Origin of the sequence: Streptomyces sp. NPDC006372 (genome assembly GCF_040612515.1) — a bacterium.
Taxonomy (GTDB): Bacteria; Actinomycetota; Actinomycetes; order Streptomycetales; family Streptomycetaceae; genus Streptomyces.
In genome coordinates this window covers 18711-45022 of the sequence record NZ_JBEXQJ010000029.1, presented here as the reverse complement: position 1 = coordinate 45022, position 26312 = coordinate 18711, and the positions used below count along the sequence as shown (strand labels likewise).

20 protein-coding genes are annotated in these 26312 nt (G+C 73.3%); 11 read left to right on the top strand and 9 right to left on the bottom strand.

The window, feature by feature from the left end; all coding sequences use genetic code 11:
* Positions 1 to 13 precede the first annotated feature (13 nt).
* Both ABZ016_RS32065 and ABZ016_RS32060 read right to left on the bottom strand, forming a co-directional pair.
* On the bottom strand, positions 14 to 1645 hold the full coding sequence (locus tag ABZ016_RS32065) for a hypothetical protein (RefSeq protein WP_356920197.1): 1632 nt from the start codon (positions 1643 to 1645) through the stop codon (positions 14 to 16).
* A 52-nt stretch (positions 1646 to 1697) separates the two neighbouring features.
* Positions 1698 to 1892 carry a hypothetical protein gene (locus tag ABZ016_RS32060; RefSeq protein WP_003988891.1) on the bottom strand — a complete coding sequence of 65 codons (195 nt, stop codon included), beginning with the start codon at positions 1890 to 1892 and terminating at the stop codon, positions 1698 to 1700.
* Between the two features lie 296 nt (positions 1893 to 2188).
* On the opposite strand from ABZ016_RS32060, the gene ABZ016_RS32055 reads away from it, so the two are divergent.
* The 5 genes from ABZ016_RS32055 to ABZ016_RS32035 all read left to right on the top strand — a co-directional run bounded on the left by ABZ016_RS32055 (position 2189) and on the right by ABZ016_RS32035 (position 7670).
* Positions 2189 to 2581: an ankyrin repeat domain-containing protein gene (locus ABZ016_RS32055; protein ID WP_356920196.1), complete on the top strand. Its 393-nt coding sequence runs from the start codon at positions 2189 to 2191 to the stop codon at positions 2579 to 2581.
* A 300-nt stretch (positions 2582 to 2881) separates the two neighbouring features.
* Complete coding sequence (locus ABZ016_RS32050) at positions 2882 to 4300, top strand: HEAT repeat domain-containing protein (protein ID WP_356920195.1); 1419 nt, start codon at positions 2882 to 2884, stop codon at positions 4298 to 4300.
* A gap of 186 nt (positions 4301 to 4486) precedes the next feature.
* Positions 4487 to 5614: a glycosyltransferase family 1 protein gene (locus tag ABZ016_RS32045; protein WP_356920194.1), complete on the top strand. Its 1128-nt coding sequence runs from the start codon at positions 4487 to 4489 to the stop codon at positions 5612 to 5614.
* Positions 5611 to 6789: a glycosyltransferase gene (locus ABZ016_RS32040; protein WP_356920193.1), complete on the top strand. Its 1179-nt coding sequence runs from the start codon at positions 5611 to 5613 to the stop codon at positions 6787 to 6789. The genes ABZ016_RS32045 and ABZ016_RS32040 overlap by 4 nt, the downstream gene beginning before the upstream one ends.
* Complete coding sequence (locus tag ABZ016_RS32035) at positions 6786 to 7670, top strand: SGNH/GDSL hydrolase family protein (protein ID WP_356920192.1); 885 nt, start codon at positions 6786 to 6788, stop codon at positions 7668 to 7670. Before ABZ016_RS32040 ends, ABZ016_RS32035 begins: the two co-directional genes overlap by 4 nt.
* Before the next feature lie 42 nt (positions 7671 to 7712).
* Here ABZ016_RS32035 and ABZ016_RS32030 read toward each other — a convergent pair whose 3' ends face one another.
* Genes ABZ016_RS32030 through ABZ016_RS32010 form a run of 5 tightly spaced genes read right to left on the bottom strand, consistent with a single transcriptional unit; the run spans position 7713 to position 12110 of the window.
* Positions 7713 to 8582: a biotin-dependent carboxyltransferase family protein gene (locus ABZ016_RS32030; protein ID WP_356920191.1), complete on the bottom strand. Its 870-nt coding sequence runs from the start codon at positions 8580 to 8582 to the stop codon at positions 7713 to 7715.
* Positions 8579 to 9205, bottom strand: a complete 627-nt coding sequence (gene pxpB, locus ABZ016_RS32025; protein ID WP_356920190.1) for a 5-oxoprolinase subunit PxpB — start codon at positions 9203 to 9205, stop codon at positions 8579 to 8581. Before pxpB ends, ABZ016_RS32030 begins: the two co-directional genes overlap by 4 nt.
* A complete protein-coding gene (locus ABZ016_RS32020; protein WP_356920189.1) occupies positions 9202 to 9960 on the bottom strand; it encodes a 5-oxoprolinase subunit PxpA in 759 nt (252 codons plus the stop codon). Before ABZ016_RS32020 ends, pxpB begins: the two co-directional genes overlap by 4 nt.
* A gap of 18 nt (positions 9961 to 9978) precedes the next feature.
* Positions 9979 to 10803, bottom strand: a complete 825-nt coding sequence (locus ABZ016_RS32015) for a putative hydro-lyase (RefSeq protein ID WP_356920251.1) — start codon at positions 10801 to 10803, stop codon at positions 9979 to 9981.
* A gap of 5 nt (positions 10804 to 10808) precedes the next feature.
* Positions 10809 to 12110: an MFS transporter gene (locus ABZ016_RS32010; protein ID WP_356920188.1), complete on the bottom strand. Its 1302-nt coding sequence runs from the start codon at positions 12108 to 12110 to the stop codon at positions 10809 to 10811.
* Positions 12111 to 12303: 193 nt separating this feature from the next.
* Here ABZ016_RS32010 and ABZ016_RS32005 point away from each other — a divergent pair, with 193 nt between their 5' ends.
* From ABZ016_RS32005 to ABZ016_RS31990, 4 genes are all read left to right on the top strand, one after another.
* Complete coding sequence (locus tag ABZ016_RS32005) at positions 12304 to 12999, top strand: GntR family transcriptional regulator (protein WP_356920187.1); 696 nt, start codon at positions 12304 to 12306, stop codon at positions 12997 to 12999.
* A 70-nt stretch (positions 13000 to 13069) separates the two neighbouring features.
* A complete protein-coding gene (locus tag ABZ016_RS32000; RefSeq protein WP_356920186.1) occupies positions 13070 to 14596 on the top strand; it encodes a hypothetical protein in 1527 nt (508 codons plus the stop codon).
* A 109-nt stretch (positions 14597 to 14705) separates the two neighbouring features.
* Positions 14706 to 15587 (top strand): hypothetical protein, encoded by an 882-nt coding sequence (locus ABZ016_RS31995; protein ID WP_356920185.1) that lies wholly within the window; start codon positions 14706 to 14708, stop codon positions 15585 to 15587.
* 38 nt (positions 15588 to 15625) lie between these two features.
* Positions 15626 to 20251: a hypothetical protein gene (locus ABZ016_RS31990; protein ID WP_356920184.1), complete on the top strand. Its 4626-nt coding sequence runs from the start codon at positions 15626 to 15628 to the stop codon at positions 20249 to 20251.
* A gap of 24 nt (positions 20252 to 20275) precedes the next feature.
* Here the strand turns inward: ABZ016_RS31990 and ABZ016_RS31985 are convergent, their stop codons facing one another.
* Positions 20276 to 21835 (bottom strand): amino acid permease, encoded by a 1560-nt coding sequence (locus ABZ016_RS31985; protein ID WP_356920183.1) that lies wholly within the window; start codon positions 21833 to 21835, stop codon positions 20276 to 20278.
* 68 nt (positions 21836 to 21903) lie between these two features.
* Positions 21904 to 22404 carry a hypothetical protein gene (locus tag ABZ016_RS31980; protein ID WP_356920182.1) on the bottom strand — a complete coding sequence of 167 codons (501 nt, stop codon included), beginning with the start codon at positions 22402 to 22404 and terminating at the stop codon, positions 21904 to 21906.
* 418 nt (positions 22405 to 22822) lie between these two features.
* Between ABZ016_RS31980 and ABZ016_RS31975 the strand changes: the two genes are divergently transcribed.
* Both ABZ016_RS31975 and ABZ016_RS31970 read left to right on the top strand, forming a co-directional pair.
* A complete protein-coding gene (locus tag ABZ016_RS31975; RefSeq protein WP_356920181.1) occupies positions 22823 to 25879 on the top strand; it encodes a nitrate- and nitrite sensing domain-containing protein in 3057 nt (1018 codons plus the stop codon).
* Entirely contained in the window at positions 25876 to 26307 is a 432-nt protein-coding gene (locus ABZ016_RS31970) for a roadblock/LC7 domain-containing protein (RefSeq protein ID WP_356920180.1), read from the top strand. The genes ABZ016_RS31975 and ABZ016_RS31970 overlap by 4 nt, the downstream gene beginning before the upstream one ends.
* The last annotated feature ends 5 nt before the right edge of the window (positions 26308 to 26312 follow it).

Sequence of the window (26312 nt, the reverse complement as noted above, 5' to 3'; positions counted from 1 at the left end):
GCGGTTGCGGCTTCTAGCGCTCGGCGGTGGTCGGCTTCGTCAGTACCGGGACCGGCTCGGCTTCCGTCAGCTCCGGGACCGGCTCCGGCTCCGGCTCGGCTGCCGTCGGCTCCGGCACCGTCTCTCCGTCCGCCGGTGTCGTGCGGGGCGGCAGGAGGTCCACTACCGCCTGGCGGTGGGCTTCGGTCGTCGCGTCGTCGTACGGGTGCGGAGTGGCCGGGACCTGGAGGCGGTGGACCGGGCCCGCGCCCAGGCGGGCGTAGCCGCGGCCGGGTGGGACCTCGTCGACGGGCGTGGTGTGCGGGGGCGCGCCCAGGACGGACTCGAGCTGCTCGGCCGTCGCCGGACCGAGGACGACGCGGGCACGGGTGTGGTGCCGCACCGGTTCGCTGAGCATCTCCATGCAGTCCAGCTGGTCGGCCACCACCACCGTCACGTTCACCGGGCGGCCGTGCCGCAGGGGGACCTGGAGGAGGGACTGGGGGTCCTTGCGGTCGTCCGCCGCCGCCAGATGGGTGAACGCCGTCGGACGGTCCAGGAGGATCCAGAGCGGACGCCTGGTGTCGTCCGGCGGCGGGTGCCCCGCCTGGTGGGCACGGTTGGCGGCGATGAGGCGCCGCTCGGTCTCGTGCGCGGCCCACTCCAGGCTCGCCATGACCCCGGCGAGCCCGCACTCGACGGCCAGGACGCCGTCCCGCCCGGTCAGGCAGGCGTACTCGCCGGTGCCGCCGCCGTCGACGATCACCACGTCGCCGTGCCGGAGGGCCTGCAGAGCGAGGGACCGCAGCAGGGAGGACGTACCGCTGCCCGGCTGGCCGAGGGCGAGCAGATGGGGCTCCGTGGAGCGCAGGCCCGTGCGCCAGACGACCGGGGGTACGTCCCGTTGCCGTTCGCCGCAGGTCACGGGGAGTGTGCGCCGGACCCGGGTCAGGTCGGTGAAGCCGAGGACGATCTCGCCGGGGGCGGTGACGAAACGCTGGGCGACGATATCGACGGCGAGCGGCGGGAGCACGTCGACCGTCAACTCGTTGCCTTCCTCGTCCCACGTGAAGTGGTATTCGCGGCCACGGCCGGACTTGGCGGCCAGGAGGTGCTCGATCTTGGCGCGGGCCTCTGCCTCCCCGTCGGCGAAGTACGCCGGGTACCGCACCACCAGGTGTGAGATCCGGCTGCCGCCGTCGAAGCCGTAGGTGGGGAAGACCTTGTCCCACGCGCCGCCGTGCGCGTAGAGCGGCTCGGGGTCCTCGGCGGTGGAGAAGTAGGGCACGAGTGCCTCGTACAGCGACGCCAGGCGCTGGGCCTGCGACTCGTCGGGTCCCTCGGGTGCCGATGCGGCACGGTCCCGGCCCTGCCAGGCCGCCGCCGCCATCAGGGTGATGGCGGCCAGCAGCGGTCCGTACGGAGCCAGCGCCACGACCAGGATCACGGAGGCCATGAGGAACAGCAGCGCCCCCCGCTTCTCCGTGGGGGTCTCGGCCCATCTGCGCCGCCCGGCCGCTGCCAGCCGGCGCAGCCCCCGCGTGATCGTGATCAGCGGGTGGAGGACGTCGGTGGCGCTGTCGGCGGCCGTCCGGGCCAGCTCCCGGCTCCGGGCGAGCTGTGCGCTGCCGTTGCTCAGAATGCGGGGGAGGGGGCGCCGGGCCACTGCTGCCTCCAGTGAGTACGTACGGGCGGGGTGCGTACGGGGAGCGGGGTCGTCAGAACTTGATTCCTCCCAGGAGGCTCGCCAGGCTCTCGCCGCCCGCCTTGATGCTCGGGGCGATGGCCGTACTGGCCAGATAGAAGCCGAAGAGCATCGTGACCACGGCGTGTGACGCCTTGAGGCCGTCCTTGCGGAAGAAGATGAAGACGACGATGCCGAGCAGGACCACGCCTGAGATGGAGAGAATCATGTGGGTTCTCCTGGTTCGCGGGGACAGTCACCATGAGTACTTCCAGGCTCACAGGATGTATCCATACGATAAAAGGTGCAACTGGGTTAAATTCGGACCATTTCCCCTCGGTTGACGGAGTGGCCCCTGGCCCGGTTGCACCGGGTCGTGGTGTTCGCCGGTCCTGTGATGATCTTTACCTCGGGCACATCGGGTCATGTGCCGCGCGAGCCAGTACCCTGGCGATTCACTCGTACGGCTGCGTCACGCGCGGGCGTACGCACCCGACGTGAAGCCCAGGAGAGGCGGTCCGGCCGATGACCGAAGTCCCCGACCCCGAGGTCGTGGAGCTGGCGACCAAGATCTTCGATCTGGCCCGGCGGGGACAGACCGAGGCGCTCGTGGCGTACGTCGACGCGGGCGTTCCGGCCAACCTCACCAACGACCGCGGCGACTCGCTCGTGATGCTCGCCGCCTACCACGGCCACTCCGACGCGGTGCGCGCCCTGCTCGCCCGCGGCGCGGAGGCCGACCGGGTGAACGACCGGGGCCAGACCCCGCTCGCGGGGGCGGTCTTCAAGGGTGAGACGGACGTGGTCAAGGCTCTCGTGGAGGGCGGCGCCGATCCGGCCGCCGGCACGCCCTCGGCCGTCGACACCGCCCGGATGTTCGGCCGGACGGAATTGCTCGAACTGTTCGGCGATCGCTGAGCCGAACGGTCTGACCTGGAACGACAACGAAAACGGGGGAGGCGGTAAAGGGCCGCCGAAATTTCGGTCGCGGTAGACGGAAGTGCCGAGTCATCATGACGACGTGGTTCACGGACGTGATGGTTGGGCAGGTGTTGCCGCACCGCGCGGACCGTGACGCGGTCCGCAAGGGCCACCGACGAGAGGCAGAGGAAGATGGTCTACAGCAAGCAGGAAACGGCGGGCGCCCCGACGTGTTGTCACGCGGCCAGGTAGTACACGTCCCCGGTTGCGTCGACGCTTGATGTGAGGCTGTTTCCCATGTTCGATCCGGTCATAGCGCCCAGCGGTACGCTGCTCGGCCTGCTTCAGCGGGGCCGCGGCGACGGCACGCTGCACGCGCTCACCGCCCCGCGCGCCGAGGCGCTCGCGGCGTTGAACCACTGTGTGCTGCGCGATCCCCGCCACGACTGGCAGGTGGAGAACCGCTCCCTCTACTACGCCCGCCTCTACCTCGACCTCAACGGCGATCTGGACGCGGTCGAGGCCCATCTCTTCGGCGCCGAGGACGTCCTCGACAGCGACGAGTCACGCACCGGGCTCGCCCTCGCCGTCCTCGGGCACCTCGCCTCCTACGGCAGGCGGGACGCGCTCGAACTACTGCGCAGATACGCCGCCCACGGCTCCAACTGGGCCTGGGCCCTCGACGAACTCGCCCTCCGGGACGACGACGCGGGCCTGCGCGCCCTCGCCGCGCCCGTCCTCGCGCGGTTCCCGGCCGATCCGGAGGGCGAGGCCGAGCTGGCCGCCGCCGTCCGGGACGCCTTCGAGCCCCGGCCGTGGCGGCTGTGGGCCGAGGACCCGCGCGAATCCGTCGCCACGCGCGTGCGTGCCGCCCACGAGGCGGGTTCGTTCGACCGCTGGCAGCGGCAGATGCGGCCGACGGGCCCCCGCCCGGGATGGAGCGTGCAGGCCGTCTTCGAATGGGCCCAACAGGGCCTCGACCGGGGCGCCGCACTCCATGTCCCGGCCGCCCGCTGTCTCACCGCGGTGGCGGGGCCCGAGGACCGGGCCGAGATCGTCCAGGCCGCGAAGGACGGCGGCGACGGCGCCCGGTGCACTGCGCTGCGCTACCTCGCCGACGGCGCCGATCCCGGCGCCCTCGACCTGATCGAGGGCGCCGTGGCCACCGGCTCGACGGTCGTCGTGGACGCCGCCGTCGACGCCTTCGAACGCATGCGCTCGCTCGCCGCCGTGGACCGGGCGCGCGGCTGGGCCCGGCGGCCCGACCCGCTGGGCGCCGCCGCGGGACGCGTCCTCGCCTGCCGGGGCGGCGCGCGGGACCGCGACCTGGTCCTCACGGCCCTGCGTGAGGCCGTGCGGGGTGAAGGACCCGACGCGCCGACGCTGTGGACCCTCGTCGACGGCACCGGACGGCTCGGCATCGCCTGCGCCGCACCCGTGCTCCGGCACGTCTACCGCGAGACCGCCTCATCCCATCTGCGCGGCCGGGCCGCCCGCGCCCTCGCCGCCACCGACCCCTCCTTCGCCACCGGATTCGCCGTCGAGTGCCTGTGGGACTGCGAGGAGACCACCCGCGAACTCGCCGCCCGGCACGCCGAGACCGGAGACGCCCGCGTCGTCGAGCGACTGCGCCGGCTCGCCGCGGACCCGGCCGAGGAAGCCGAGGTCCAGACGGCCGTACGCAGCAGGATCGGCCCTGAGGAGACCGCTGTGTGACCCCCTCCGCGCCGGATCGGCGGGGCGGAATCAGGCCGCCCGGGTGAACGAGGGGTGACTCGCGGGTCAGGAGGGCATGGACACCGCCTGACCTGCGCGGGTGCACCTCAGAACGCTCATAGGACGTTCCTCGTCCGGAAAGATCCACGTTGACGCGGCCACGTCCAGCACGGCGACAACACCGGTATGCGTGTCGTCATCGTGACCGAATCCTTTCCCCCCGACGTGAACGGCGTGGCCCACTGCGCGCTCCAGACCGCCCGGCACCTCGTCGATCGCGGTCACGCCCCCGTCGTCGTCGCCCCGGCCCCCGCTCCGGGGCACAAGCCCGACGCTTCCGCGCCGTGCCCCGTCGTCCACGTCCCCTCCCTCCCGCTCCCCGGCTACCCCCAGGTCCGCGTCGCCCTCCCCAGTCGGCGTCTGGCCGCCACCCTCGTCGAGCACCGTGCCGACGTCGTCCACCTCGCCAGCCCCTTCGTCCTCGGGGTGCGCGGCATGGCCGCCGCCGCCCGCCTCGGCATCCCCGCCGTCGCCGTCTACCAGACCGACCTGGCCGGATACGCCCGTACGTACATGGGCGCCGGGGAGGCCGCGGCCTGGCGGCGCATCCGCTCCGTCCACGGCGCGGCCGACCTGACCCTCGCCCCGTCCACCGCCGCCCTGCGCGACCTGGAGACGCACGGTGTGCCGCGGGTCGAGCTGTGGCCGCGTGGCGTGGACACCGCACGGTTCCGGCCCGACCGCCGCGACGAGGCGTTGCGGCGGGAACTCGCCCCGAACGGCGAACTGATCGTCGGCTACGTCGGCCGGCTCGCCCCCGAGAAGCAGGTCGAACTCCTCGCCGGTGTCTGCGGCCTGGACGGCGTCCGCGTCGTGATCGTCGGCGACGGCCCGAGCCGGCCCGGCCTGGAGCACGCCCTGCCCGGCGCGGTCTTCCTCGGCCGGCGCACCGGTGACGATCTCGCCCGCGTCTTCGCCTCGCTGGACGTCTTCGCGCACACGGGCCCCTTCGAGACCTTCTGCCAGACGGTGCAGGAGGCCATGGCCAGTGGCCTGCCCGTCGTGGCGCCCGCCGCCGGCGGACCGCTGGACCTGGTCGCCCACGGACACACCGGGCTGCTCGTACCGCCGCGCGACGCCTCCGCCGTACGCGTCGCGGTGCGGGCCCTGGCGGCGGACCCCGGGCTGCGGGCCGCCTTCGGCGCCGCCGGGCGGGCCACGGTGGAGGGCCGCACCTGGGCCGCCGTGGGGGACCGGCTGATCGGGCACTACGCGAACGTGCTCGCCGGGCGCCGGACGGCGGTGGCGGCATGAACCAGGGCAACCGGAACAGCCGGTCGCTGCGGATCGTCCGGCTGGCGAACTTCGTCGCGCCCGCCTCCGGCGGTCTGCGCACCGCCCTGCGCGAACTCGGCAAAGGCTACAAGGCGGCGGGGCACGAGCCCGTCCTCGTGGTCCCCGGCGAGCGTCTCGGTGACCGCCAGACCGAACAGGGGCGGGTGATCACCCTCCCCGGACCGCTGCTGCCCGGCACCGGCGGTTACCGCGTGCTCGCCGACAAGCGGCGGGTGGCCCGGCTGCTGGAGGAGCTCGCGCCGGACCGCCTGGAGGTGTCCGACCGCACGACCCTCAGGTGGACCGGCAAGTGGGCGCGGCGCGCCCGGGTCCCGGCCGTGATGGTCTCCCACGAGACCGCCGACGGCGTCCTGCGCACCTGGGGCCTGCCCGAGGGGGCCGCCCGGCGCACCGCCGACGCCCTCAACGTCCGGACGGCCCACACCTACGCGCGCGTGGTGTGCACCACCGAGTTCGCCGAGCGGGAGTTCGTGCGCATCGGGGCGCGCAACGTCGTCCGGGCCCCGCTGGGCGTCGACCTGGTGCAGCGGCACCCGTCGCTGCGTGATCCGGAGCTGCGGGCGCGGCACGCGCACGTGGACGAGACGCTGCTGGTGCTGTGCTCACGGCTGTCCGTCGAGAAGCGGCCCGGCACGGCGCTCGACGCCCTGGAGGCGCTGCGGCGGCGGGGGCGGCGAGCGGTGCTGGTGGTGGCCGGGGACGGACCGCTGCGCGCCCGGCTCGAACAACGGGCGCGCGAGAGCGGGCTGCCGGTCAGCTTCCTGGGCCACGTCTCCGACCGCGGTCTGCTCGGCGCGCTCCAGGCGTCCGCCGATGTTGCCCTGGCACCGGGGCCCGCCGAGACCTTCGGGCTCGCCGCGCTGGAGGCCATGGCGTGCGGCACGCCCGTCGTCGCGAGCGCGTCGTCCGCGCTGCCGGAGGTGATCGGCTCCGCCGGAGCCGTCGCGGCCGACCACGGGGAGGCCTTCGCGGACGCCGTGGACGTGCTGCTGGAACGCCCGGAAGCGGACCGGCGCGACACCGCACGCGGGCGTGCGGCGTGCTTCGGGTGGAACGCGGCGGTCGACGCGTTCCTCGCCGCCCACGACGCGGCCGTCCCCGTACGTCCGTACGTGCCCGGGGGCGTGGCATGAGACGGCCGCGGTTCGAGGGGCCTTCTGACACCGCGGGGCCGCCGCGGTTCGTGGCCCTCGGCGACTCGCTGACCGAGGGCGTGGGGGACCCGCTCGGGGACGGGTGGCGCGGCTGGGCCGCGCTGCTCGCCGAGGGGATCGCCACAGAACCCGTCCGGTTCACCAACCTCGCCGTGAGCGGGGCGCAGACCCGGGACGTGCTGGAGCGGCAGCTGCCCGCCGGGCTGGCGCTGCGGCCCGACCTCGTGTCCGTCGTCGTCGGTGTCAACGACACCCTGCGCTGCACCTTCGACATCCAGGCCGTCGCCACCCGGCTCGACCAGGTGTACGCGGCGTTCACCGAGCAGGGCGCGGTCGTGCTCACCGCGTGCCTGCCCGACCCGGGCACGATGCTCGGCCTGCCGGCGGCCCTGGCCCATCCGCTGGCGCGGCGGCAGCGGGCCGTGAACGCGGTGGTCCACGCGCTGTCCGACCGGTACGGAGCCCTGCACCTGCACGCGTGCGAGGGCGACTGGATCACCGACCGTGCCCTGTGGAGCGCGGACCGGCTGCACCCCGGAGAGCGCGGACACCGGCAACTGGCCCTGCGATTCCACCGGCTGCTCACCGAGCACGGCCTCGCGACGGGGCCGGCACCCTCGCCCGAGCCGGAGTTCCCCGTCCCGACGAGGTCGGCGAGCCTGTGGTGGCTGGCCACCGCTGGCGCCGGCTGGGTGGCACGCCGGTGCACCGACCTGCTGCCCCAGCTCCTGACCCTCGCCGCCGACGAGCTCCGGCACCGCGCCCGGGGGACCAGCGCCCGACTCGATCTGCGGGCCTCGACGGCGGTGTCGGCCGCGCTGGCGGCCCTGTCGGTGGCGGAGCAGCCGGACGCGGCCTGACCGGCTCCGCGGGTGCGGAACAGCTCGACCGGAGCGGCCGGTTCAGCGGCGGCGCACCGCCACGAAGCGGACCGGTGTGCCGGGAACCGCCTGGGCGGCGGCCGGAAGGTCGGCGGCGTGCACCACCGCGATCACCGGGTAGCCCCCGGTGGTCGGGTGGTCGGCCAGGAACACCACCGGCCTGCCGTCGGGCGGGACCTGGACCGCGCCCAGCACCATGCCCTCGCTGTGGAGTTCCCCGGGCCGGGCCCGCTCCAGGGCGGGGCCCTCCGTACGCAGCCCGATGCGGTTGCTCGCGGGGGAGACCCGGTAGGCGCGCGAGACGAAGGTCCGCACGGCTCCCGGCGTGAACCAGTCGTCGCGCGGGCCGAGCGTCACCCGCAGGACCAGTTCGGCCGGCGGCGCCGGCTGCGGGGCCACGTCCACGCGCGCGTGCACGCCCGTCGGCCGGCCCAGGGGCAGCACCGTGCCGTCCGTGAGCGGGGCGGGGCCGAGCCCCGACAGCAGGTCCGTCGAGCGGCTGCCGAGTACCGGCTCGACAGCGATGCCGCCGCAGACGCCCACGTAGGAGCGCACCCCGGAGACGGCGGGGCCGACGTCCAGCAGCGCACCGGCCGGCACCCGCACCGGCGCGCCCCAGGGGACCGCCCGGCCGTCCACCGCGACCCGGCAGGGAGCGCCTGTCACGGCCACCGTGACCGTCGAGCGGGGGCGCACGGCACAGCCGTTGAGGGTCGTCTCCAGCACCGCCGCCCCGGGGGGATTGCCGGCGAGCCGGTTGGCGAGGTCCGCCGTCGGCCGGTCCAGCGCTCCGGAGCGGGGCACGCCGAGGTGGGCGTGCCCGGGGCGGCCGAGGTCCTGAACGGTGGTCAGGGCTCCGGCCCGTACGACGGCCAGCGCGTGGTCCGTCATGAGTGCCCCCCTGGCCGGGCCGGGACGAACCGCACGCACATGCCCGGCGAGAGCAGTGCGGCGGGCACGCGCGCGTGGTCCCACAGGACGGCGTCCGTCGTGCCGATCAGCTGCCAGCCGCCCGGCGACGAGCGTGGGTAGACGCCCGTGTACGGGCCCGCCAGCGCCACCGAGCCGGCCGGGACGGCCGTGCGCGGGGTGGCCCGGCGCGGGACGTCGTAGCGCGACGGCAGGCCGGTGAGGTAGCCGAAGCCCGGCGCGAAGCCGCAGAAGGCGACCCGGAACTCCGTCTCCGCGTGGATACGGACGACCTCCCCCTCCGGCACACCCCAGAGCGCGGCGACGTCGGCCAGGTCCGGGCCGTCGTAGCGCACCGGGATCTCGACCACCTCACGCGCGCGTGGGGGAGCGGGCGGCAGTTCGGCCGCGGTCAGTTCGGCGGCCAGCCGGGCCGGGGCGTCGAGGCCGTCGAGGAGGACCGTGCGGGCCGCGGGGACGATCTCTCGGGCCGACAGCGAGCCCTCCGCGCGGCGCCGCAGCAACTCGGCGTGGAGCGCCTGGGCCTCGTCGTCCGAGGCGACCTCGACGAGCAGGGCGTCCGCGCCGACCGGCAGGACCTTCATACGAAGGCCTCCACCCGGACCCCCGACGCCTCCAGCCGCTCCCGCACCCGGCGCGCCAGTTCCACCGCGCCGGGTGTGTCGCCGTGCAGGCACAGGGAACGCGCCCGTACCTCGATCCGTGTCCCCGAGTGGGAGACGACCTCGCCCAAGCCGGCCAGGCTCAAGGACCGCTCGACCACCGTGTCCGGGTCGGTGACCACGGCGCCCTCCGCAGTGCGCGGCACGAGCGTCCCCGCGTCGGTGTACGCCCGGTCGGCGAACGCCTCGGTGACGACCGGCAGTCCGGCCTTGCCGGCCAGCTCCAGCAGGCGCGAGCCGGGGAGGCCGAGCACGGGCAGCGCGGCGTCCGCGAGGAGCACGCCGTCGACGACCGCGGCGGCCTGCTCCTCGTCGCGCACGACCCGGTTGTAGAGCGCGCCGTGCGGTTTGACATAGGCCACCCGGGAGCCCGCCGCGCGGGCGAAGACCTCCAGGGCGCCGATCTGGTAGGCCACTTCGGCCGCCAGTTCGGCGGGCGGCACGTCCATCGCGCGCCGCCCGAACCCGGCGAGGTCCCGGTAGGACACCTGGGCGCCGATCCGCACGCCGCGCTCGGCCGCCAGCTCGCACACCCGGCGCATGGTGGCCGCGTCCCCGGCGTGGAAGCCGCACGCCACGTTGGCGCTGGTGACCACGGACAGCAGCCGTTCGTCGTCGGTGAGGCGCCAGCGGCCGAAGCCCTCGCCCAGGTCGGCGTTCAGGTCGATCGAGGTCATCACCTTGTCGGTCTCCTGTCAGGCCACGCGGTACTGCTCGTCGCGGGCGTCGGTGAGGAACATCTGCCCCGGGGCGTGGGTGAGGGCGAACGGCGGACGCGAGGCCATCACGGCCGCCTGCGGAGTCACTCCGCACGCCCAGAACACCGGGATGTCGTCGGGCTCGGCGTCCACCGGATCGCCGAAGTCGGGCCGGCCGAGGTCGTCGATGCCCAGCCCGGCGGGATCGCCGCAGTGCACGGGGCTGCCGTGCACCGCAGGCATGAGGCTGCTCTCCCGGATCGCCGGCGCCAGATGCCCGGGCGGCACCGGCCGCATGGACACCACCAGCGGCCCGTGCAGCCGCCCCGCCGGACGGCACTGCCGGCTCGTCACGTACATCGAGACGTTCCGGCCCTGCTCGACGTGGCGGATGGGCACGCCCGCCTCGCTCAGCGCCCACTCGAAGGTGAAGCTGCACCCGATCAGGAACGACACCAGATCGTCCCGCCAGTGGGCGCGCACATCCGTCGGCTCGTCCACCAGCTCACCGTCCCGCCACACCCGGTAGCGCGGCAGGTCGGTACGCAGATCCGCGCCCTCGGCGAGCACGGTGGTCCACGATCCGGCGTCCGTCACGTCGAGGACCGGGCACGGCTTGGGGTTGCGCTGGCAGAACAGCAGCATGTCGTAGGCCCAGTCGGCGGGCACCGAGATCAGGTTGACCTGGGTGTGGCCGGCCGCGACTCCGGCCGTGGGGCCCGTCAGCCCCTCCCGGAAGCGGGCGCGGGCCTCTTCCGGGCGCCACGCGTGCGCGTTCTCGTCGGCCAGGACCACGGGACGGTCCTCGGTCCCGGTGCTCACGGGGTTCACACGAGCTCCTTCCCGCGCGTCTCCGGCAGCCCGAGCAGCGCCAGCGCCGCGAGGCCGTAGCCGATCGCGCCGAAGACGAGCGCACCGCCCACACCCCAGCTGTCGGCCAGGAAACCGACCATCGTCGGGAACACGGCGCCCACCGCGCGCCCGGTGTTGTACGTGAAGCCCTGCCCCGTGCCGCGCACCGCCGTCGGGTACAGCTCGCTCAGGTAGGAGCCGAAGCCGCTGAAGATCGCCGACATGCAGAACCCGAGCGGGAATCCGAGCACCAGGAGCAGGGTGTTGGCGCCGCTCGGGATGTTCGCGTACGCCAGGATGCAGATCGCCGAGAGCAGCGCGAAGAGCCAGATGTTGCGCCGCCGGCCCAGCTTGTCCGTGAGGTAGCCGCCGGTCAGGTAGCCGAGGAAGGCGCCCGATATCAGGAACGTCAGATAGCCGCCGGTGCCGACGACCGACAGGTCGCGCTCGGACTTCAGGTAGGTCGGCACCCAGGTGGCCAGCGTGTAGTAGCCGCCCTGGACGCCGGTCGAGAGCAGTCCCGCGAAGAGGGTGATGCGCAGCAGGCCGGGCTTGAAGATGGCGGTGAAGGAGCCCTTCTCCGCGCTCTGTTCGCGAGCTGCGGCGGCCTCGGGCGCGTCGTGCACACTGCGCCGCAGCCAGATGACGAGCAGCGCGGGCAGCGCGCCGGTCCAGAACATGATGCGCCAGGCCAGATCGTCGCCGGCCAGCGAGAAGACCATCGTGTAGACGATCACGGCCAGGCCCCAGCCCACGGCCCAGGAGCTCTGGATCGCGCCGAGCGTGCGCCCCCGGTTCCTGGCGCTCGCGTACTCGGCGACCAGGATCGCGCCGACCGCCCACTCGCCGCCGAAACCGAGCCCCTGGAGGGCGCGGAAGACCAGCAGGGTCTCGTAGTTGGGTGCGAAGCCGCAGGCGACGGTGAAGACCGCGTACGTGACCACCGTGAGCATCAGCGCCTTCACACGGCCGATGCGGTCCGCGAGGACGCCCGCGAGGGCGCCGCCGATCGCGGAGACCACCAGGGTGACCGTCGTGAAGAGACCGGTCTGGCCGCTGTTCAGGCCGAAGTACGCCGACAGCGCCACCATGCTCAGCGGCAGCGTGAAGTAGTCGTACGAGTCCAGGGCATAGCCGCCGAAGGCACCGGCGAACGCGCGGCGGCCGCGTGGGCCCAGGGCGCGCAGCCAGCCGAACGCGCCGTCATCGGCGGTGCGTTCGTCCGCCGAGGGGCGCGTGTCATCGGTCAGGGCCTGTGGTGGAGGGGTCGTGCTCATGGGCACCTCGCAGAGGGAGGACGGAGGGTGCTTCTGGCTGAGCCGTGGGTGCTCTGGGGACCGAGCCGTAGCGGCTGTGGGGATGAGCCGTACCGGCTCTGGGGGCGAGCCGTGCCCAGCACCGTAGAGGATTGTTCAACGATTCCTCAATACCCATGTTGGTTCTTCTTGTGATCTGCGATTGAATTCCGGCATGGCAGAGCAGCTGAAGGACCTCGCCGACGACCGGGCTCTCCTGGGGCGCACCAGCACCGCCGAACGGGTCTCGGACATCCTCAGGAGCCGGATCGCCGAGGGCTACTTCCCGCCCGGCACCCGCCTGTCGGAGGACAGCATCGGGGGCGCGCTCGGCGTCTCCCGCAACACGCTGCGCGAGGCGTTCCGGCTGCTCACGCACGAACGCCTGCTCGTCCACGAGCTGAACCGGGGCGTCTTCGTCCGGGTCCTCACCGTGGAGGACGTCGAGGACATCTACCGCACCCGGCGGCTCGTCGAGTGTGCCGTGGTCCGCGGTCTCGGCGAGGCGCCGTACGGTCTCGACGGGCTCGCCGGCGCGGTCGCCGAGGGGCGGCAGGCGGCCCGGGAAGGCGACTGGAAGGGTGTGGGCACGGCCAACATCCACTTCCACCGGGAACTGGTCGCCCTGGCCGCGAGCGAGCGCACGGACGAGTTGATGCGGAGCGTCTTCGCCGAACTGCGCCTCGCCTTCCATGTCGTGGACGAGCCGCAGCGGTTGCACGAGCCGTACATTGCGCGAAATGTCGCGATTCTCCAGGCTCTTGAGGCGGGGAACCGTGAGAAGGCCGAGAGCCTGCTCGCGGGGTACCTCGACGACTCGCTGAAGCGGGTCGTGGAGGTCTACCGGCGCCGGGTCGGCGAGGACGGCTGAGGACCGCGGCTCAGAGGGGCGTACCGCGTCGTTTGGGTGGTTGTCAGACCCAGGACCTAGTCTGTGCACCGTGACTTCGCCTGCATCGACGGACAGCGTTCCGCCCCAGCTCAGCGCGGGGCCGCGCCCCGCGCCGGGGCCGGCCGCCGACGAGGGCCTGGCGCGGCGCCTGCGCGCGCTCGCCTGCACCGCGCCGCTGCACGACCTCGACGTGCGCAAGGCCAACCTCGCCGGCGAGTACTCGGTGTACGGCATGGCGGAGGTCGCCCTCGCGGCCATCGACCTGGTCACCCTGAACATGGACTTCGACACGGGCGCGGACCACGACCAGATCGTCGCCCGCCTCGTCCCGCGCATCGCCGCCCAGGCACCGCAGCGGCCCGCCCCCGAGCACGAGCGGGTGGCCCGCTGGGTCCTGGAGAACCTGATCAACGTCGGCAGCGTCGACCGCGGCTTCCGCGCGGTGTACGGCACCTTCGGGGCGGACGGCACCTATGTGCGCCGCGACTACGACTTCAAGCTGATCGAGGAGGTCCCCGGCCCGGGCGGCACGGTCTACCTCCGTACGACGGACGAAGCGGTCAACGTCCTCGTCGGAGCCCTCGACACGGATGTCACCAGCGCGCAGATCGCCGCCGAGGTCAAGCTGGAGGTGCTGATCAGCCGCGGCCGGCTCGCCGACGCCCAGCTCGCCGCCGAACAGGCCCGCTACCGCACCGTGCAGTACTCGGAGACCCTGCGCCGGGCCCTGGACGCGACCCGGCGCAACGTGCGCGCGGTGGACTGGCTCAGCACCGTGCCCGACATGATCGCCGAGGCGCTGGAGCACGTCGCCGACCGCTACCGCCACGAGAACGCGATCCTCACCAACATCCGCAAGGCCCGCGACGAGTCCGAGGACCCCGAGCAGAAGCGCCGCGCCGCCGAACTCGTCGACATCGTCAAGGACTGCATCCGCCGGCACACCCAGTTGCAGTCCCGGCTGCTCGAGGCCGGGCCGCTGTTCCGCGCCGAGCAGGACCGGCAGGCCTTCGCCACTCCGACGACCACCTCGGGGATCGACCTGTACGGCCATCTCGTCGCCCCCGTCCTGCCACTGCCGCTCGAGCAGGCCGTCCGCGTCACGGACGCCTTCTTCGGGTGTGGCACCGGTCTGCGCACACCGGTGTCCGTCCGGGTCGGGGACCTCGTCGACCTCCTGCTCACGCCCCCCGTGGAGCGGGAGCACCTGGGCGCGGAGATGCCCGAACCGGACCTCATCGCCACGCCCGACGACAGCCGGTTCAGCGAGGAGCAGATGGCGGCGGCGCAGGAGCTGCTCGACCTGCCGGCGGACGCCCCGCGGCGGTTGTCGGGACTGCTCGCGGACGCCCGCCGCCAGGATCCCGAACTGCCCTACCTGGTGGCGTTGCTGGCGGTGCACGCGGCCAGTCCGCCGGTCGGCACGGCCTATCGCCAGGGCGAGCAGAAACTGCTGTTCGCCGTGGACGACGGGACCGAGCTCGACGATCCGGAGTTCGGCGGGGCCGACCTCATCGTCGGGACGGCACTGCTGGACGCGGCGGGGATGGCGGCGGACAGGACGGAGGCCGCCTGATGCTTCCGCCGATGGGCGGCTGCGACCCCGTCGTGGCCGGCCGCGAAGTGCCCCGCGCCCCTGAGGGCGCTGCCCGCAACCTCGTCTACAAGGTCAAGGAGTCCAAGTCGTGAGCGAGCACGTCGAGTGGAGTGAGCCGGAGGGCCCGGCCCCTGCGGCCACCGCCGCCGTCACTCCCGCCGACGCCGCCGACGCGGCGCGGCTCGTCTCCTTCGGCCTGCAGCCCAAGCTGCAGCCCGCCCGCGACCAGGAGTACGCCGACCTGCTGCGGCGCTACCGAGAGGACCCGCCGTTCGCGCGGCTCGCCGACGCCGTGGCCACCGGACTGGGGCTGATCGTGCTGGAGGTGTCCCCGCGCGCCGGCATGGCCGTGACCGCCGCCGAGGACTCCGTCTTCGCCGTCCGCATGGGCGACTACGCGCGTCGCACGTCCGCCGACGGCGGTGACCGGTTCCTCCACGGGCTCGCCCACCTCGCCGTTGCCGCCATGGCATTCCCCCGCCCCGAGGACCTCGCCGACGACGGCTACATCGGCCGCGTCACGGTCAACGGCGTCGACGCCTTCGTACGCCAGGCGTGCCGCCGCCTGGAGGAGCGCGCCGAGGAACAGGGCGAGAACACCGACCCCGCGACCGGCGCGCCCGGCCTGGAGGCCGCCTGGCGGATCTGGGTGCGGCGCAGCTCGACGGGCGCGACCAAGGACGCGCGCCGGCTCGCTGGTTCCACCACCGGCATCGTCGCCAAGGCCGTCGCCTTCCTCACCGACTCCGGATTCCTCCAGCGCACCGGCGACGACAACGGCGGCACGTACCGCACGACCGCCCGGTACCAGCTCCAGGTACGGGACATGGCCGGCGGCGCCGCCATGGCCGAGCTGCTGGAGCTGGGCGTCGTCGCGGTCACCGACGGAACGCCGACGCTGTTGCCCGCCGAGGAGAGCGACGACCTGGATCTGGTCGCCGACGCCGGGCTGCCGTTCCACTCCTCCTGAACCATCCCTTTGTCTGAGAAGCCTCACGAGAGTCCGCCATGTACGAGCTGTCCCGGGTCCGCCTCTACTCCATCGGGCCCGCCGGTGCGCGCTACGCCGACACCGTGCTTGATATGCGCGGGGTGGGCGAGCCCGTGCCCGACCCCGCCCCCATGCAGGCGGAGTTCTTCGAGGAGGAGCCCGTCGGCCCGCCGCGCCGGCCCGCGCCCGCGGGCGTGCTCTTCCTGGAGAACGGCGGCGGCAAGTCGGTGCTGCTCAAGCTGATCTTCTCCGTGATGCTGCCGGGACACCGGAACACGCTCGGCGGCGCGAGCTCCGGCGTGCTGCGCAAGTTCCTGCTCGCCGACGACTGCGGCCACGTGGCGCTGGAGTGGCAGCACGTGCAGACCGGCGAGTGCGTGGTCGTCGGCAAGGTGAGCGAGTGGCGCGGGCGGCAGGTCTCCAACGACCCGCGGAAGTTCGCCGAGGCCTGGTACTCCTTCCGGCCCGGGCCCGGACTGAGCCTCGACAACCTCCCCGTGGCCGAGGCCACGGCCGTACGGGCCCCGGTCGAGGGACAGTCGGGCGCGCGCGGGCGGCGCCGCACCATGAAGGGCTTCCGCGACGCCCTCACCGAGGCAGGCAAGACGTACCCCCACCTGGAGGTGCACTGGGAGGAGATCCACGACCGCTGGATCGAGCACCTCGGCGACCTCGGCCTCGACCCCGAACTCTTCCGCTACCAGCGGGAGATGAACGCCGACGAGGGTGAGGCCGCCGGTCTCTTCGCGGTCAAGAAGGACGCCGACTTCACCGACCTGCTGCTGCGCGCCGTCACCGACACGCGGGACACCGACGGACTCGCCGACCTGGTCAGCGGCTTCGGCAACAAGCTGGGCCGGCGCGCCGAACTGATCGCCGAACGCGACTTCACCGCCGGGTCCGTGGACCTGCTCGGACGGATCGTCGAGGCCGCCGAGGCCCGCACCCGCGCGCGTGACATCCACACCGGTGCCGAGCGCCGTACCCGGACCCTGGCGCGCAGGCTGTCCGCGCGCGGCGTCCAGGAGCGCGCCAGGGCCGCCGACCTGGCCCAGCGGGTCACCGCCGCCGCGTACGCCGTCACGCACGCCGAGGCGGCACGCGAGCGCAGCGCCCTGATCTCCGCCGAACTCGCCTACCGGCACGCCTCGCTGGCCCTCGCCGCCGCCGAGAAGTCCGCCGCCGCGCAGAAGCGCGAACTCGCCGACGCCCGCACGCTGTACTCGGCCTGGCAGGCCGCCGAGGCCGTCCTGCGTCACCGTGCCGCCGCCGACCGCGTCGCCCGCGTGTCCGCCGCAATCCAGGAGGCGGAGCGGGACGCGGCCCCCGCACTGGCCGCCCGGTCCCAGGCCGCCGTCGACCTCGTCCGTGCCCTGCACGCGGCCGCGGAGAACGCCGAGAACCACGCCAACGAGGAGGAGGAGCGCTCCGCCGCCCTCCAGGAGGTCAGCGACGCGGCCTACGGCGACTCCACCGCCGCCGCCACCCAGGCCCAGCGCGCCCGCAGTGAGGTCGGGCACCTCAAGCAGCGCCTCGCCGAGGTCGAGCAGGAGACCGCCGAGGCGGTACGGGCCGGCTGGCTCGACGACAGCGCGCCGGACGCCGACCCGGCCCGCGCGGCGCTCGCCGCCAGCGACGCCGAGAAGACCGCCGTCGCGGCCTGGGACTCGGCCCGCGAGGCGTCCCGCCGGGCCACCGAGCACGCACGGGAAGCCGCCGCCACCGAGACCCGCGCCGAACTGACCGCCGCCCGTGCGGCGGACGCGGCGACGGCGGCCGAGCGGTCGTACCAGGCCGAGCGGCGCACCGCCGAAACACTGGCGGGGGAGGAGCGGCTGGCGGAACTGCTCAGCCTGACGCCGGAAACCCGCCCGGGCATCCCGCAGCCCCGCCACGGCACGGACCACGAGCCGTCCGGCCCGCCCGCTCCCGACGAGCAGGGGCTCAGCCCCGAGGAACTCGACCGCTTCGCCGACGACCTGCGCGACCTGCTCGACGACGCCGTCGGCTCCGCCGAACGGCAGCTGTTCGACCTGCGTACGGCCGCCGCCGACGACTCCCGGATCCTCGGCGCGCTCGGCGACGGCGGGCTGCTGCCGCCCGGCCCGGACGTGCTGGCCACCGTCGAGTTCCTCGGTGAGCACGGCATCCCCGCGCTGCCCGGCTGGCGCTACCTCGCCCAGGCCGTCGACCCGGCCGACCACGCCCGCGTGCTGGCCGCCCGGCCCGAACTCGTCGACGGCGTGATCATCACCGACCCGGACTCCCACGCACGCGCCCGGGAAGCGCTGGGCGACGCGGCGCTGCTGCCGCGTTCCGCCGTGGCGGTCGGCACGGCGGCCGCCCTGCTCGCCCCGGCCCCCGCTCCGGACAGTGACAGCGGCGACGTGTTCCTCGTGCCGCCGAACCCGGCCATGCACGACGAGCACGCCGCCGACGAGGAGCGCCAGACGCTGCGCGCCCGGGCGACCGAGCGGGACGAGGAGATCCGCGCGCTCGCCGCACGGCTCGGCAAGGACCGGGAGCTGGCCGCCCGGCTCGCCTCCTGGCGCACCGGCTGCCCGGCCGGCCGGCTCGCGGAACTGGGCCGGGCGGCCCACGACACCCGCGTGTTCGCCGAGGAGTCGGAGGCCGAGCTGACCGAGGCGCGCACCGCGCGGGCGGAGGCCGACGAGGTCGCCGCCGAGGCCGCGCGGGTCCGGGACGAGCGGCAGGAGGCCGCCCAGAAGGCCCGCCGCTCCGCGGACGCTCTCGCCGGGCTCGCCTTCCGGCTGCGCGAGCGGGCCGGCTGGCAGGTCAAGGTGCGCGAACTGGCCGACGAGGCCGCCGAGTCCGAGGCCGCCGCCCAGGCCTGCCTGGAGCGCGCCCGGGCCGCCGACGAGGACAGACGAGCCGCCCAGCGTGCCGCCGACGACGCCCGCCGCACCGCCCGCGCGCTGCGCGCCGAGCGGTCCGAGATCGCGGGCGCTCCCGACGACGTGCCCGAGGACGACGCCAAGACCCCCAAGGCCTCCCTGCCCGCCCTGCGCGAGGCCTACCGGGCCGCGTCCCAGGTGTACGAGAAGGTCGGTGTGGGCGCGGACCTGAGGGCCGAGCAGGCCCGCGCGGAGAGCGACGAGAGCGCGGCCCGCGCGGAGCTGGACCGGCTGAGCAACAAGGTCCGTACGCGCGCCGAGCAGCTCCTCGAATCCCCCGACGGCTCCGACGGCCCCAGCCGCCAGGCCGCCGCCGCCCGCGCCGAAGAGCTGGTCCAGCTCCTGGAGACCCGTATGTCGAACGCGAGCGAGCAGCTCGGGCGACTGCGCGGTGAGGCCGAACGGCACGCGCCGGAGGACGGTGACACGCACACCGAACTCCCGGAGGACCTGCGGCCCCGAGACGCCGAGCACGCGCAGACCCTGCTGCGCACCGCCACGGCCGAACTCGCCTCACACACCGAGGCGCTGAACCAGGCACGGGACGCGCACGCCGAACTCCTCGCCGCCCACCGCGCCGCCGAGGACGCGGCGAGCGGCTTCGACGAGATCGCGGCCATGCTCCGCGACCTGCTGCGCGAGCACGTCGCGGACGAGGAGCAGGAGCAGCCCGAGCCGTACCCCGGCAGCCCGGAGGAGGCCCGGCAGTCGGCCGCCGAGGCCCGCCGCTCGCTGCGCGGCTGCGCCGCCGACCTGTCCGCCGCCGAGGCAGCCGTCCGCGAGGCCAGCGACATCCTCGTCCGGCACGCCAACTCCACGCGCTACGAGCAGGTCCGCACCCCGGCACGGCAGCAGATCCGCGAACTGCCCGCCTCCGCACTGCCCGAGCACGCGCAGAAGTGGGCCGACGCCTTCGCGCCCCGGCTCCGCGTCCTGACGGACGAACTGGAGCAGCTGGAGCGCAACCGCGACTCGATCGTGGACCGCCTGCGCGGCCTCGTCGAGTCGGCCCTGGCCACCCTGCGCTCCGCCCAGCGGCTCTCCCGGCTCCCGGAGGGCCTCGGGGAGTGGTCGGGGCAGGAGTTCCTGCGCATCCGCTTCGAGGAGCCCGACCAGGTCACGCTCACCGAGCGGCTCGGCGAGGTCATCGACGAGGCGACCCGTGCCGCCGTCAAGAAGAACTCCGACCTGCGGCGCGACGGCATGTCCCTGCTGCTGCGGGGCGTCGCCGCGGCCCTGCAGCCCAAGGGCGTCGCCGTCGAGATCCTCAAGCCCGACGCGGTGCTGCGCGCCGAGCGCGTCCCCGTGGGGCAGATGGGCGACGTCTTCTCCGGCGGCCAGCTCCTCACCGCGGCCATCGCCCTGTACTGCACGATGGCCGCGCTGCGGAGCAACGACCGGGGCCGCGACAAGCACCGGCACGCCGGCACGCTCTTCCTCGACAACCCCATCGGCCGCGCCAACGCCACCTATCTGCTGGAACTCCAGCGCGCGGTGTCGGACGCCCTGGGTGTCCAGCTCCTGTACACCACCGGCCTGTTCGACACCACCGCGCTGGCGGAGTTCCCCCTCGTCATCCGCATGCGCAACGACGCCGACCTGAGGGCGGGCCTCAAGTACATCAGCGTCGAGGAACACCTCCGCCCGGGCCTGCCGCAGCAGCCCCAGACGGGAGAGGCGGTGCACAGCGAGATCACAGCGACCAGGATGTTCAAGCGTCCGCAGTGAGCCCGCCCAGCGGCACGGGTGAGGTCAGGCGTCCTCACGCGCGGCGAGCGGCGGTTCGGCGGCATCCGAACGGTGCTCGGCGAGCACGCCGGTCCTGTGCCGCTGGACGAACCAGTAGTACGCGAAGCCGCCGCCGGCGATGACGGCGACGAACAGCACCGCGCCCCAGCGCAGGTACCAGTGGTAGGGGGCCGTGGCGTTGTAGACCGCTGCCCGCGGCCAGATCAGGTTCAGCGTCATGGCCCCGCCCCACAGCACGGCCACGATGTTGACCGGAAGCCCCCAGCGGCCCAGCGAGAACCGGCCCCCGCCCGCGGGCTGCCACCTGCCGCGCAGCCGGGCCACCAGCATCGGCACCGTGACCCCCAGATAGGCGAGGTAGATCATGATGATGCCGATGCTGGTGACCACGGTGAAGATCTGCGGCTGACGGATGTTGACCACCAGGATCGCCAGCGCGAGGACCCCGATGATCACGGTCGGCAGCACCGGCGTCTGGAACCGCGGATGGCACCTGGCCAGCCGTGAGGAGGCGGGCAGATTGTTGTCGCGGGCCATCGCGAACGCCAGCCGGACCGCCGCCGTGTGGACCGCCAGCGCGCACACCGTCACCGCGATCAGCACGCACCACAGCATCGCCTTGCCGGCCGTCGGCCCGAGCACGTCCAGCACGATGTACTGCAGGCCGTCCGTGGACAGCTTCTCGCCCTTCAGGCTGGACACGCTCATCAGGGCGAGAAGCAGGATCAGGCCGCCGAGAACGAACGAGGCGACGATGGCCCGGATGATCGCGCGTGGCGCGTTCCGCGTCGGGTCCAGGGACTCCTCGCCGAGCGAGGCCGCCGTGTCGAAGCCGTACATGACGTAGGCGGAGGCCAGCGAGGCCACCAGGAAAGCGCCCAGGTACCCGTTGCCGTATGCCGCGCCGGTGCCGTGCGTCTCCGTGACGACCTGCGGGCCGCGCGTGACATGGACCGCGAACAGGACGATGAGCACGACGGTGGCGATCAACTCGATGAAGACGCCCGCCGTGTTGATGGTGGCCATCAGCTTCACACCGAAGGCGTTCACCAGCGTGGTGAACAGGATCAGCACCGCGGCCAGGACGACCGCGTTGGTCGCCACGTCGTACGTACCCGTGCCGTCCCCCACGAACTGGAAGAACGACGAGATCTGCGGCAACGTCAGCTGGTAGGCCAGCGCCACCGCGGATATGGACACGATCGATGCGATCAGCATCATCCAGCCGGCCAGCCAGCCCAGGTGCGGATTGCCGATCTTCTTCGACCAGTTGTAGACGGATCCCGCGACGGGATACCGGGCCGCGAGCTCCGCGAAGCACAGGGCGACCATGAACTGGCCGACGAAGACCATGGGCCATGACCACCAGTAGGCGGGGCCGCCGCTGCCGTAGCCGAAGTAGAACAGCTGGAAGGTGCCGGTCAGGATCGAGATGTAGCTGATCCCGGCGGCGAAGGTGTGGAAGTTGCCGAGGGTGCGTTTCAGTTCGGGTCTGTAGCCGAACTCTGTGAGCTCGGCGTCGTCCTGGCCGTGCTGGTCTGCGGGTTGCGCGGTTCCACTCATGGCCCAACCCTGTGGTGTGGGACGGGTGTTGCGCCAGAGGCGGAACCCTGACCCGGTTCAGTCCTGGCTCACGGGTGGGACAGCTGCCCGGCTCCGCCCCGTCGGCGTATTCGCTCCTGCGCCCGCTCAGCGGCACGCGCCTGCCGCCGGGACCGGCGTCGCTCGCGGCGCAGCGCCCGTGCTGTGCTGCTCGGCATCGACACCACGCCGTGACGCTGGGACCAGACCTGACGCGTCACCCACACGTCGAGCGCTCCCCAGGTGGCCACGATCGTGCTGACCACACTGCTGATCACCATGGGGAACGCCAGCCAGGACCCGGCCATCGTGCACAGGAACGCCACCATGGCCTGGAGCAGCGTCAGAGCGATGAGCAGGACCGCGCGAACGGCCGCCCTCCGTACCGGATCCGGCAACCGGCGCCGCCGCGCGGGCTCCTCGACCCACAGTGGCCGGTGGACCGCCGCCTCGCCGGCAGGAATGTCGCGATCACTCGCTTCGATGAACCGATGTGCCGTCGCATGCGCCTCACCAGCCTCGGACGTCCTGCGCCGTTCCGCCGTGCCCATCACTGTGTCACTCCCCACCGCCAGCAGACCGCTCGCCCGCATCCGAAGACCCGTGTTCCCCAGTGGCTGCCCGGCTTGCGTTGCTTTACGCCGCCCAGTTGCGGGATGCGGCTCCTGTGGCCGATTCCGCCCCCATTTCCCGTAGTGAAGGACGAACAACCCGCCATGAAGATTCCCGGAGACCGAAAAATTTCAGCCAACCAACCAGACGCATCGCAGGGTCGGTCCGTGCATCGACCATCGGTTTCGGGGAGACAACTCCCATAATGCCCGGACAACTCACCATGCCTCGTGGGTGGCTCGGAAGTTCAGCTTCCGGACCGGTCTTCGAGTTCCCTGTGGGTCGGTAGTAGGCTCGCGCCGTTTGTTGACGCACATGTGTACCCCCGGTAGCCGGGGGCCCGAGCTGGGGGAGGCCATGCGCTTTCGCGGGAAGTCCATCCGCCGGAAGATCGTGGCGCTGCTTCTCGTGCCGCTGGTGTCCCTCACCGCGATCTGGGCCTTCGCCACGGTCCTCACGGGACGCGAGGCGGGCGACCTGTTCAACGTGTCGTCCGTGGTGGAGAAGATCGGCTACCCCATCGAGGACACCGTCCGGGTCCTCCAGGAGGAACGCCGCCAGACCCTCGTCTACCTCGCCGACCCACGTGCCTCCGACGGGCTCGCCGCGCTCCGGCGCAGCCGGACCGCCACCGACGAAGCCGTCGGCAGCATCCGCGAGAACGCCCAGAACCCCGATGTGCGCGACGCCATGGGGGCCGGCACCGACGAGCGCCTGACCGCGGTCCTGGACGCCTTCGACGGCATCGAGTCGCTGCGCCGAAGCGTCGAGGACGGCACCGTCAACCGCTCCCAGGCACTCGACCTCTACAACCGGCTGGTCGACCCCTGCTACGTCCTGCTGGCCAACCTGCACGTGGTCGACAACGTGGAACTGGACAAGCAGTACCGCGCGCTGGTCAATCTCGCCCGCGCCCGCGAACTGCTCTCCCGCGAGGACGCCCTCCTCGGCTCCGCCCTGATCGTCGGTGAGATCTCGCACTCCGAAGAGCGTGACATCTCCGACCTCGTGGCCCAGCGCACCCTGATGTACGACGTCAACCTGCCGCTGCTCCCCGTGTCCGAGCGCGACCGCTACGAGAGCTTCTGGAAGAACGCCTCCTCCGCGCCGCTGCGCGTGGCCGAGGAAGCGGCCGTCGCCTCCGGGGCCGGCACACCCCGCGGCGTCACGGCCAAGAGCTGGGACAGCGCCGCCGGCAACGTGCTCGACGAGCTCGGCACCCTCAACGACCAGGCCAACGACCGCTATCAGGACCGCGTCCACCCGGTGGCCATCGGCGTCATCGCCAAGGCGGTCATCGCCGGCGCCCTCGGCCTGATCGCGCTCCTGGTCTCCCTCTTCCTGTCCGTGCGCGTCGGCCGCACCCTGATCCGCGACCTGCGGCAGCTGCGCCTGGAGGCCCACGAGGCGTCCGGAGTGCGGCTGCCCAGTGTGATGCGCCGTCTCTCGGCGGGCGAGCAGGTCGACATCGAGACCGAGGTCCCGCGCCTGGAGTACGACAAGAACGAGATGGGCGAGGTCGGCCAGGCCCTCAACACCCTCCAGCGCGCCGCCGTCGAAGCCGCCGTCAAACAGGCCGAGCTGCGCGCCGGTGTCTCCGAGGTCTTCGTCAACCTCGCGCGCCGCAGCCAGGTCCTGCTCCACAAGCAGCTCACCCTGCTCGACGCCATGGAGCGCAGGACCGAGGACACCGAGGAACTCGCCGACCTGTTCCGTCTCGACCATCTGACCACCCGTATGCGCCGGCACGCCGAGGGCCTCGTGATCCTCTCCGGCGCCGCGCCCTCGCGGCAGTGGCGCAAGCCCGTCCAGCTCATGGACGTGGTCCGTGCCGCCGTCGCCGAGGTGGAGGACTACGAGCGCATCGAGGTCCGCCGCCTTCCGCGTATCGCCGTCACCGGCCCGGCCGTCGCGGACGTCACGCACCTCGTGGCCGAACTCCTCGAGAACGCCACGGTCTTCTCGCCCCCGCACACCGCGGTCCAGGTCGTGGGCGAGCGGGTCGCCAACGGCTTCACCCTGGAGATCCACGACCGTGGCCTCGGAATGGCCGCCGAAGCGCTCCTGGACGCCAACCTCCGGCTCGCCGAGACCCCGGAGTTCGAACTGTCCGACACCGACCGGCTCGGCCTGTTCGTGGTCAGCCGTCTCGCCCAGCGACAGAATGTCCGCGTCTCCCTCCAGCCCTCCCCGTACGGCGGTACCACCGCCGTCGTCTTCATCCCCGACGCGCTGCTCACGGACGACATCCCGGACACCAACGGCATCGGTTTCCGCCTCGACCGCCCCCAGCTGGCCGCGGAGAGCGAGCCGCAGGACACCCGCCGCGCCGCGCTGGCCCAGGGGCCCGCACAGCGGCCCGGGCTGCCGGCCTCCCTCCTGGACGGACCGGTCGAGCTGGAGGCCCCCGTCGACCTGGACGCCATCCGCGACTTCCCCGGTGCCCTCGGAGACGAGGACGGCGAGCACGGCGGCCTGTTCCGGCCTCGCGCCTCCCTCACCGGTGCCCCGGACGAGACGGACGGCCGCCGCGATCCGCACCAGCAGAGCGACGCCCGCAGCGCAGCGGACCGGACCAACACCGCCGACGAGCTGGGCGCACCGGGCCGGCTGCCCCGCCGCCACACCCCCAAGCTGGTCAGCTCCCACGGGCGCCCGGTCACCGAACAGCACACCCGGCGGGGGAGGACGGACGAGGAGACCACCCACGGCACCGGCCGAGCGGAGTCCGGGGGCCCGCCTCCGCTTCCGTCCCGTCGCCGGAGCGAGGACTCCGGGACCGGCCGGACCCCGAGCCGGTCCGGGCCGGAGCCCAGCTCCGCGCTTCCGGAGCGGCGCCGCACCGAGGGCTCCTCGGCCGGCAACCGGCCGGGCGAGACAGGGGGCGCGCCGCCACCCCTGCCGGCCCGCCGCCGGGGGACGGAGTCCGCTCGCCGGGGCATCGGCGCCGTCGGCCGCGACGACGACCTCACCGCTTCCCCGGCCCCGGCCGACGGCTCCGCCGGGTCGCAACCGCCCACGCTTCCCCAGCGGACACGCCGTGCCGAGATCGCCTCGAGCGGCCTGGACGGTCCCGGCCGCCCCGGCGCCACGTCGGGGACACCCGGCGGGCCCACACGCCAGGGGACCGGCTCGGAGACCGGCCCGGCCTCCGGCACCGCGAACCCGGGGACCGGCTCCGCCCCGCTGCCCCGGCGCGTCCGCCAGGCCAACCTGGCCCCGCAGCTGAAACGCGGGCCCGAGCCGCGCACGGAGGACAGAACCGAGCCCGCCGAACGCGACGCCGACGAAGTACGCAGCCGCATGGCCTCGCTCCAGCGCGGCTGGCAGCGCGGCCGCGAGGAGAACGCCGCGGGCGACGCCGCCCACAGCGGCACAGCACCACAACGAACGACAAAGGGGGACGGTCGATGACCGCACCGAAGGCGACCGGCCACACCACCGACAAGGGCCAGCTGAACTGGCTCCTCGACGACCTGGTGGATCGCGTCGCGAGCATCCGCAAGGCCCTCGTGCTCTCCGGCGACGGTTTGGCGACGGGTTTCTCCAGGGACCTGACCCGGGAGGACAGCGAGCACCTGGCCGCCGTGGCCTCCGGTTTCCACAGCCTCGCCAAGGGCGTGGGACGCCATTTCGAGGCCGGTAACGTCCGCCAGACCGTCGTCGAGCTCGACGACGCGTTCCTGTTCGTGACGGCCGCCGGCGACGGCAGCTGCCTCGCCGTCCTCTCGGACGCCGACTCGGACGTCGGCCAGGTCGCCTACGAGATGACGCTCCTCGTGAAGCGGGTGGGCGTGCATCTGGGCGCCGCTCCGCGCACCGATCTGCCCGCAGGCGGGTAGTGGGA

Excerpts from the sequence above, each read along its gene's own strand:
- ABZ016_RS32060 (WP_003988891.1), bottom strand. The coding sequence starts at position 1,892 with ATGATTCTCTCCATCTCAGGCGTGGTCCTGCTCGGCATCGTCGTCTTC.
- ABZ016_RS32055 (WP_356920196.1), top strand. The coding sequence starts at position 2,189 with ATGACCGAAGTCCCCGACCCCGAGGTCGTGGAGCTGGCGACCAAGATC.
- ABZ016_RS32050 (WP_356920195.1), top strand. The coding sequence starts at position 2,882 with ATGTTCGATCCGGTCATAGCGCCCAGCGGTACGCTGCTCGGCCTGCTT.
- ABZ016_RS32045 (WP_356920194.1), top strand. The coding sequence starts at position 4,487 with ATGCGTGTCGTCATCGTGACCGAATCCTTTCCCCCCGACGTGAACGGC.
- ABZ016_RS32040 (WP_356920193.1), top strand. The coding sequence starts at position 5,611 with ATGAACCAGGGCAACCGGAACAGCCGGTCGCTGCGGATCGTCCGGCTG.
- ABZ016_RS32035 (WP_356920192.1), top strand. The coding sequence starts at position 6,786 with ATGAGACGGCCGCGGTTCGAGGGGCCTTCTGACACCGCGGGGCCGCCG.
- ABZ016_RS32030 (WP_356920191.1), bottom strand. The coding sequence starts at position 8,582 with ATGACGGACCACGCGCTGGCCGTCGTACGGGCCGGAGCCCTGACCACC.
- pxpB (WP_356920190.1), bottom strand. The coding sequence starts at position 9,205 with ATGAAGGTCCTGCCGGTCGGCGCGGACGCCCTGCTCGTCGAGGTCGCC.
- ABZ016_RS32020 (WP_356920189.1), bottom strand. The coding sequence starts at position 9,960 with ATGACCTCGATCGACCTGAACGCCGACCTGGGCGAGGGCTTCGGCCGC.
- ABZ016_RS32010 (WP_356920188.1), bottom strand. The coding sequence starts at position 12,110 with ATGAGCACGACCCCTCCACCACAGGCCCTGACCGATGACACGCGCCCC.
- ABZ016_RS32005 (WP_356920187.1), top strand. The coding sequence starts at position 12,304 with ATGGCAGAGCAGCTGAAGGACCTCGCCGACGACCGGGCTCTCCTGGGG.
- ABZ016_RS31990 (WP_356920184.1), top strand. The coding sequence starts at position 15,626 with ATGTACGAGCTGTCCCGGGTCCGCCTCTACTCCATCGGGCCCGCCGGT.
- ABZ016_RS31985 (WP_356920183.1), bottom strand. The coding sequence starts at position 21,835 with ATGAGTGGAACCGCGCAACCCGCAGACCAGCACGGCCAGGACGACGCC.
- ABZ016_RS31980 (WP_356920182.1), bottom strand. The coding sequence starts at position 22,404 with ATGGGCACGGCGGAACGGCGCAGGACGTCCGAGGCTGGTGAGGCGCAT.
- ABZ016_RS31975 (WP_356920181.1), top strand. The coding sequence starts at position 22,823 with ATGCGCTTTCGCGGGAAGTCCATCCGCCGGAAGATCGTGGCGCTGCTT.
- ABZ016_RS31970 (WP_356920180.1), top strand. The coding sequence starts at position 25,876 with ATGACCGCACCGAAGGCGACCGGCCACACCACCGACAAGGGCCAGCTG.